Here is a 6,811-nt window from a genome sequence, read left to right as displayed (position 1 = left end):
GAGCTGGCCGCGCGGCACCGACAGGAACGCACCGCGGAACGTCTCGGTGAAGTACGCGCCGTAGATGAAGCCGAGCACGAGCACGCCGGCGAGGAACGGGTCGATGTCGATCTGGTCCCAGCCGAGCGCGTCGGTCGCCATGTTCAGCCAGATCTGCAGGCTGTAGAACAGCAGCAGCATCAGCACGAGGTCGGGCACGCCTCGGATCAGCGTCGTGTAGACGGTGCCGGCGCCGTGCGTGAAGCGGTTGCGCGACAGCTTCGCGCCCGCGCCGAGCAGGCCCAGCAGGAACGACAGCGCGAGCGAAAGCACCGCCAGCTTGACGGTTTGCCAGGTGCCGGCGAGGATCAGCGGGCCGTAGCCTTGTAGAAACATTGAGTGGTCCCTGGTGTGGTCCCTGGGTGGTCCCGGAAGGCGCACCCGGTGCGCCGCGAAAGACGCGTTCGCCCCAAGCTGCGCGGAACGCCCCGTGCGTATCATGACCGTCCGCCCCGGCAACGATGCCGGGTCAGCCCGCCGCGCGAACGGCGGGCGCGGGCGGCGCGTGGTTGACTGCCAGTGTTGCCCGGACGCGGGGCCGCCCCCGCATCCGCTTCCCGTCATTGTCGGCGCTCAGCGAGCCGAGTAGACGCTGAACGCGAAATACTTGTGCGACAGCCGGTCGTACGTGCCGTCCTTGTGCATGTCGGCCAGCGCCTTGTTGATCTTGAGCTTCAGGTCCGTGTCGTCCTTGCGCAGGCCGATCGCGGTGCCGTCGCCGATCGTCTTCGGATCCTTCACTTCCGGCCCGGCGAACGCGAAGCCCTTGCCGCGCGGCGTGCGCAGGAAGCCGTAGTCGGCCTGCAGCTCATCCTGCAGCGTCGCGTCGAGGCGGCCCGAGCCGAGATCGGCGTAGACCTGGTCCTGATTCTGGTAAGGCACGATCGTCACGCCTTGGGGCTCCCAGTATGCCTTTGCATAGGATTCCTGGGTCGAGCCCTGCTCGACGCCGACGCGCTTGCCCTTGAGCGACGCGACCGTCGGCAGCAGCGGCGAGCCGGTCTTCGCGATCATGCGCGCGGGAGCGTCATACACCTTGTCGGAGAAGTCGATCTGCTCGCGGCGCTTGTCCGTGACGGTCAGCGAGGACACGATGACGTCGTACTTCTTCGCCTTCAGCGCGGGGATGATCCCGTCGAGATCCTGCGAGACCCACACGCACTTCACGTTGATCCGCTTGCAGATTTCCTTGGTGAGATCGACGTCGAAACCGACGATATCGCCGCTCGGCGCGGTCGACTCGAACGGCGGGTAGCTGGCGTCGACGCCGATCCGCACGGTCTTCCACTCTTTCGCGGAGGCGCTGCCCGCCACGAGGGCGAGGGCGGCGCACACGGCGGCCTTCTTCATTTCCATTCTTTTGTCGCTCACTTCCGGGGAGGCGCTCGCGGCCGGTCGGGCCGGGCGCCGCAGGGTATTCTAGACGGCCAAAATTCGTGTTTCGGCGCGCTGGCAACGGCGCTCGCCGGACGGGCGAACGCCAAAAGGGCGGTATTTTACCCGAACGCGATACCCGGAAAACGGCAATCCGATGAGACCGATCGATACTTCGATCCGGTCGTTGCGGCAATCGTGGTATTCGCAACGAGTATTGCGTCGATTGGGTTGGTGAGTGCAACGATGCGGTGCACGGGAGGCGGATTGTGGCGCGATCCGCACGCCCCTACAGTGCAGGTAAACCCGAAAAGACCATCTGCCTGCCGGAGTGCCCGCCCCATGTTCCAGATCCGCCGCGCCGCCGACCGTTGCCATACCCGCCAGGGCTGGCTCGAATCGAGCCACAGCTTCCCGCTCGCCGGCCACGCCGGGGCCACGCACCCGCCGTTCGGCGCGCTGCGCGTGTTGAGCGAGGACCGGATCGCGCCGACGCGCGGCTTCGGGATGCAGCCGCGCCGCAACCTCGAGATCGTCACCTACGTGCTGGACGGCGCGCTTGCGCATCGCGACAGCCTTGGCAACGGCGCAATCGTGCGGGCCGGCGGCATTCAGCGGATGAGTGCCGGCACGGGGCTCATGCATAGCGAAACCAATGCGTCGTGCGAGCGCGCGCTGCACCTGCTGCAGATCTGGCTGCAGCCGGCCGAGCGCGGCGGCCGGCCCGGCTACGCGGAGCGGCATTTCGCGGACGACGAGAAGCGCGGCTGCCTGCGGCTCGTCGCGTCGCCGGATGGCGGCGGCGGCGCGCTGTCGATCGGTGCGGACGCGCGGATCTTCGCGGGTCTGATCGACGGGGACGAGGTGGCGGTAGTCGGCGTGCCGGCCGGTCGGAGTACCTACGTGCACGTGGCGCGCGGCGACGTGGAAGTCAACGGCCACGCGCTGGCCGCGGGCGACGGCGCGCGAATCGCCGGCGCGGATGCCGTCGCGTTCGCACGCGGCCGGGCGGCCGAGGTGCTGTTGTTCGACGTCGCCTGAAATGAAACAGGGGACGTGGGCCAGGCGCCCGCGTCCCCTGCGAGGCCGCCCGGGGAGGCAGCCTGCCGGCTTACTGCGCCGGTGCCGACGCGGCCTTGTCGGCGCGGTGCTGCTGCCAGCGTTCCTTCATCTTCTCGTGACGCTGCTCCATCCGCGCGAATTGCTGCTTCAGCGCGGTGCTGACCGTCGTCTTCTGCTGGTCGTTCAGCCCGTTGTAGAACGTGAGCCAGGCAGCCGCGCTCTGCTCGCGCAGCTGCGCATTCTGCTGCTCGGCCTGCTGGCGGGCGGCGTGCATCGCGCTCAGGTCGAGGATCGGCTGGTTCTGCTGCGCCTTGAATTGCTCGCGCATCTGCTCGTGGCTCTTGCGCATCGCTTCATGGTTCTGCTTCATCGTATTGACGGCCGTCTGCCACTGCTGCTCCTGCGACGCGTTGAGCTTCAACTGGTCGTGCAGTTTCATGACCACGCCGAACGGGCCGCCGTCATGGCCGCCGTGCATCTGGTGCATGCCGGGGCCGCCCGCCGGCGGCATGTTGGTGGGCTGCGCGGCATGCGCGGTGCCGAAAGCGAGAGCGAGCACGGTGGCGGCCGCGATGGCCGCGCGGGAAGTCTTCTTATACATTTCAGAAACTCCTTGTATCCAAAGGGTCCGGCGATGCGGTGCGCGGGGTGACCCGTGTGCCGCATCCGGTAAGACGCAGGTTAGCGGCGCGTGCCCCGGCGGGTGTTACGCGGGGTGACGCCCGGGTTACCGCGCATTACAGTTCCCTTGCGCGGTAACCCGCAGTAACCCTTTCGCCCCTTTGTTTCGTTCTTCGACTCCGCCCTCGCGCGCTAAACTTCCAGCCATGACTACCCAGATCCTCATCGTCGACGACGACCAAGAACTCCGAGACCTGCTGCGCGACTATCTCGTGCGCCAGGGGATGGAAGTGTCCGTGCTGCACGACGCGGCGACGCTCGAGAAGCGCCTCGAGCGCGAGCGGCCCGACCTGATCGTGCTGGACCTGATGATGCCGGGCGTGGACGGCCTGACCGCGCTGCGCCAGCTGCGCGCGGCCGGCGACGACATCCCCGTGATCATGCTGACCGCGCGCGCGGACGACGTCGATCGCATCGTCGGGCTCGAGCTCGGCGCGGACGACTACCTCGGCAAGCCGTTCAACCCGCGCGAGCTGCTTGCGCGCGTGCAGGCCGTGCTGCGCCGCCGCCGCGCGACGCCGTCGGCGGCGGCGCCCGAGCAGCGCGAGCCGTTCGCGTTCGGCCGCTTCGTGCTGGACTTCCAGGCGCGCACGCTGTCGGTCGACGGCAAGCCGGCGACGCTGTCGAGCAGCGAATTCGCGCTGCTGAAGATCTTCGTGAACCATGCGCTGCGCACGCTCACGCGCGAGCGGCTGCTCGAGCTGCTGCACGGGCCCGAGTACGACGGCACCGACCGCGGCATCGACGTCCAGGTGTGGCGCCTGCGCCGCATCCTGGAAACGGATCCGTCGACGCCGCGCTTCATCCAGACGGTCCGCGGGCGCGGCTACGTGTTCGTGCCCGACGGCGAGGCCCATGCGCAAGCCCATTGATTCACTGTTCGGGCGGCTCGCGTTGCTGGTCGTCGGCGTGCTGCTCCTGTCGCACTTCGCGTGGTTTTTCGCGATACGCCTCGAGCGCAGCCAGATGCAGACGCGTTACGCAGTCGAGGAGGCCGCGTTCCTCGTCGACGCCGTGCGCCAGCACGTCCAGCGCACGCCCGATCAGCCGCTGCCGTCGCGGGTGCGGCTGGTGTCGCCGGACAGTCCCGACGTGCCGCAGGAGGCTGCGTCGAGCCTGCCGGCGCCGCTCAAGCGGTTCCGCGACGACGTGAGCGACCGGATGCCGGCCGGCACCCAGGTCAAGATCGGGGTGCCGGGCCACCCGCCGGTGCTGTGGGTCAAGGAGCCGAGCGACCGCAACTGGATCGTGGTGCCGGTGCAGCCGCTGCGTCCGCCGCGCTCGCTCGACCGGATGCTGTTGTGGCTGGGCACGATCTTCTCGGCCGGCGTGATCGCCGCGCTGTTCGCGGCCTGGCAACTGCAGCAGCCGCTGCGCTCGCTGGCGCGCGCGGTCGCGCGCTTCGGCCGTGGCCAGCCGGTGCCGCCGCTGCGCGAGCGCGGCCCGCGCGAGCTGCGCCAGCTCACGCACGGTTTCAACCAGATGGTGGAGCAGGTGTCGCAGGCCGAGAGCGACCGCGCGGTGATGCTGGCCGGCGTCGCGCACGATCTGCGCACGCCGCTCGCACGCATGCGCCTGCGCGCGGAAATGATGGACGACGCGCGGCTGCGCGACGGCGTGGTGCGCGATGTCGACTCGATGTCGCACATCGTCGACCAGTTCCTCGTGTTCGCGCACGGCGGGGCGGACCGCAGCGAGCCCGTGCCGGTCGACCAGACCTGCGAGCGGATCGCGCGCAGCTATCGGGCGGTCGCGCCGAACGCGCCGGCGGTCCAGACCCGGCTCGCGGCCGACTCGGACTTCCGCCTGCCGACCGCGACGCTCGACCGGATCCTGTCGAACCTGCTGGACAACGCGCATGCGTACGGCGCGCCGCCCGTGCTCGTCGAGACGGCGCGCACGTCGACGGGTTATGTGTTGTCGGTCAGCGACAGCGGCGGCGGGATTGCGCCGCGCGACCTGGCGGCCGCGACGCGGCCGTTCGTGCGGCTCGACCCCGCGCGTGGCGGGAACGGTCACAGCGGGCTGGGGCTCGCGATCGTCGAGCGGCTCGTGCTGAGGCTGGGCGGGGCGTGCGAGATCGGCAATCGCCCGGAGGGCGGCCTGCGCGTGGCGATGACGTTCCCGTTCGACGTGGTGCCGAAGGACGAACTGCACGCCCAGGCCGCGTAAGCGGCGGATGCGGCGCCTGCCCGGCAGGCGCCGCGCGGCATCATTCGCCGAACAGCGTGCCGAGTGTCTCGGCGGCGTTGCTGTCGATGGTGTTGTAGGTCACGCTCGTGGCCTCGAAGATATAGACGGTCGTATAGCGGCCGAGGCGCTCCAGGATTTCCTCCTGCAGCGATTCCGGCACGACGTTCATGTTCAGGTACCACGCCGTCGACGACAGCCGGGTCTGGAACGACCCGTATTCCTGCATCAGCTCATAGAACGCATCGGCATCCTGATCGCGGCAGACGATCACCAAGTTTCCTGCCATTCCCTTCCTCCCGCTGGTCGGTCGATCCCCGGCAGCTGTCGGTCAACCGACGCCAGGGGCCAGCCCCGATCATACCTGCTTCGCCGCGATCGTCCGCTGGCGTCCGGCACGGTTTGCGTCCGGGCGGGGCGTCCGGATGCGCCCGGCGGGTTCCCGGCCGGCCCGGATCACGGCATAATTCGGGGCCTGCATGCCGGCCGAAAGACTGCAGCCGGGCTGCCCCGCACCGCGCGTGCCGTCCCGTCGCGCGCCGCCGCGCCGTCCCCGGACGGTTGTAGCTGAAATACAGGTTGGTGTAGTGTCGTGCCGTCGCGGCCCGACTCGCCGCGCCGGGGCGCAGCTTGCACGCACGGCGCCTCGCGCCGGCGTGAGATCGTGAATCAATCGAAATACCGCGTCGAATTACCGCGCCCGTGCGCTTTGCCATGAATCAACATCGTCTGCCGGCTTCGTTCGGCCTTACCGGGGAGGGCGCCTGATGGACGTCGGATTCTTCAATCCGAACCGGACCGCCAATGCGTCCGCGTGGCGCGTTCTGCCGAACCGGTGGGACTTCATCGCGTTCCCGCTGATCATCTGCCTGATCGCGATGGCGGTCGTCGGCTTCCATGAAACGATGGCGCCGATCGGGACCCTTCAGACCCAGAAGATCTCGCTCGATCCGTCGAACCTGCCCGAATACGCGCTGCGCACCACGCTGCGCATGCTCGCCGCGATGGTCGCGTCGCTCGTGTTCACGCTCGTCTACGGCACGCTCGCCGCGAAGAGCCGGCGTGCGGGCATGGTGCTGATCCCGATCCTCGACATCCTGCAGTCGGTGCCGGTGCTCGGCTTCATCTCGTTTACGGTCACGTTCTTCCTCGCGCTGTTCCCGAGCCGCGTGCTCGGCGCCGAGCTCGCGGCGATCTTCGCGATCTTCACGAGCCAGGCGTGGAACATGACGTTCAGCTTCTACCAGTCGCTGCGCACGGTACCGCGCGATCTGGACGAAGTGTCGCGCGGCTTCCACCTGACGTCGTGGCAACGCTTCTGGAAGCTCGAGGTGCCGTTCTCGATGCCGGGGCTGATCTGGAACATGATGATGTCGATGTCGGGCGGCTGGTTCTTCGTCGTCGCGTCGGAAGCCATCACCGTCGGCAACCAGACGATCACGCTGCCGGGGATCGGCGCGTATCT

Annotated in this window: 8 protein-coding genes; 4 read left to right on the top strand and 4 right to left on the bottom strand. The window is 68.6% G+C overall.

The annotated features are described in order from the left end of the window. Together ACTJKF_RS04850 and ACTJKF_RS04845 are read right to left on the bottom strand one after the other, a co-directional pair. The coding region (locus tag ACTJKF_RS04850) for an ABC transporter permease subunit (protein ID WP_440622443.1) at positions 1-375 on the bottom strand (375 nt) is incomplete at its 3' end. Positions 376-612: 237 nt separating this feature from the next. Further along, the gene (locus ACTJKF_RS04845) at positions 613-1,389 is read right to left on the bottom strand and encodes an ABC transporter substrate-binding protein (RefSeq protein WP_440622442.1); all 777 of its coding nucleotides are present in this window, start codon (positions 1,387-1,389) and stop codon (positions 613-615) included. A gap of 366 nt (positions 1,390-1,755) precedes the next feature. Between ACTJKF_RS04845 and ACTJKF_RS04840 the strand changes: the two genes are divergently transcribed. Beyond that, on the top strand, positions 1,756-2,454 hold the full coding sequence (locus ACTJKF_RS04840) for a pirin family protein (RefSeq protein ID WP_440622441.1): 699 nt from the start codon (positions 1,756-1,758) through the stop codon (positions 2,452-2,454). A 70-nt stretch (positions 2,455-2,524) separates the two neighbouring features. Here ACTJKF_RS04840 and ACTJKF_RS04835 read toward each other — a convergent pair whose 3' ends face one another. Further along, positions 2,525-3,076, bottom strand: coding sequence for a periplasmic heavy metal sensor (locus ACTJKF_RS04835; protein WP_440622439.1), 552 nt, complete (start codon positions 3,074-3,076; stop codon positions 2,525-2,527). A 226-nt stretch (positions 3,077-3,302) separates the two neighbouring features. Here ACTJKF_RS04835 and ACTJKF_RS04830 point away from each other — a divergent pair, with 226 nt between their 5' ends. Continuing rightward, positions 3,303-4,028: a response regulator gene (locus tag ACTJKF_RS04830; protein WP_006755678.1), complete on the top strand. Its 726-nt coding sequence runs from the start codon at positions 3,303-3,305 to the stop codon at positions 4,026-4,028. Beyond that, on the top strand, positions 4,012-5,328 hold the full coding sequence (locus tag ACTJKF_RS04825; RefSeq protein ID WP_440622438.1) for an ATP-binding protein: 1,317 nt from the start codon (positions 4,012-4,014) through the stop codon (positions 5,326-5,328). Before ACTJKF_RS04830 ends, ACTJKF_RS04825 begins: the two co-directional genes overlap by 17 nt. Before the next feature lie 40 nt (positions 5,329-5,368). On the opposite strand, the gene ACTJKF_RS04820 is transcribed toward ACTJKF_RS04825, so the two are convergent. Continuing rightward, a complete protein-coding gene (locus ACTJKF_RS04820; protein WP_027786765.1) occupies positions 5,369-5,635 on the bottom strand; it encodes a double-stranded DNA-specific endonuclease in 267 nt (88 codons plus the stop codon). A 478-nt stretch (positions 5,636-6,113) separates the two neighbouring features. Between ACTJKF_RS04820 and ACTJKF_RS04815 the strand changes: the two genes are divergently transcribed. Beyond that, a partial coding sequence (locus ACTJKF_RS04815) for an ABC transporter permease subunit (protein WP_440622437.1) occupies positions 6,114-6,811 on the top strand: 698 nt, incomplete at its 3' end.

The organism is Burkholderia sp. 22313, assembly GCF_052045245.1.
Lineage (GTDB): Bacteria > Pseudomonadota > Gammaproteobacteria > Burkholderiales > Burkholderiaceae > Burkholderia.
This window is presented reverse-complemented; position numbering and strand designations above follow the sequence as displayed.

Bases quoted from the DNA above. Each gene is read 5' to 3' on its own strand.
- ACTJKF_RS04845 (WP_440622442.1), bottom strand. From the start codon at position 1,389: ATGAAGAAGGCCGCCGTGTGCGCCGCCCTCGCCCTCGTGGCGGGCAGC.
- ACTJKF_RS04840 (WP_440622441.1), top strand. From the start codon at position 1,756: ATGTTCCAGATCCGCCGCGCCGCCGACCGTTGCCATACCCGCCAGGGC.
- ACTJKF_RS04835 (WP_440622439.1), bottom strand. From the start codon at position 3,076: ATGTATAAGAAGACTTCCCGCGCGGCCATCGCGGCCGCCACCGTGCTC.
- ACTJKF_RS04830 (WP_006755678.1), top strand. From the start codon at position 3,303: ATGACTACCCAGATCCTCATCGTCGACGACGACCAAGAACTCCGAGAC.
- ACTJKF_RS04825 (WP_440622438.1), top strand. From the start codon at position 4,012: ATGCGCAAGCCCATTGATTCACTGTTCGGGCGGCTCGCGTTGCTGGTC.
- ACTJKF_RS04820 (WP_027786765.1), bottom strand. From the start codon at position 5,635: ATGGCAGGAAACTTGGTGATCGTCTGCCGCGATCAGGATGCCGATGCG.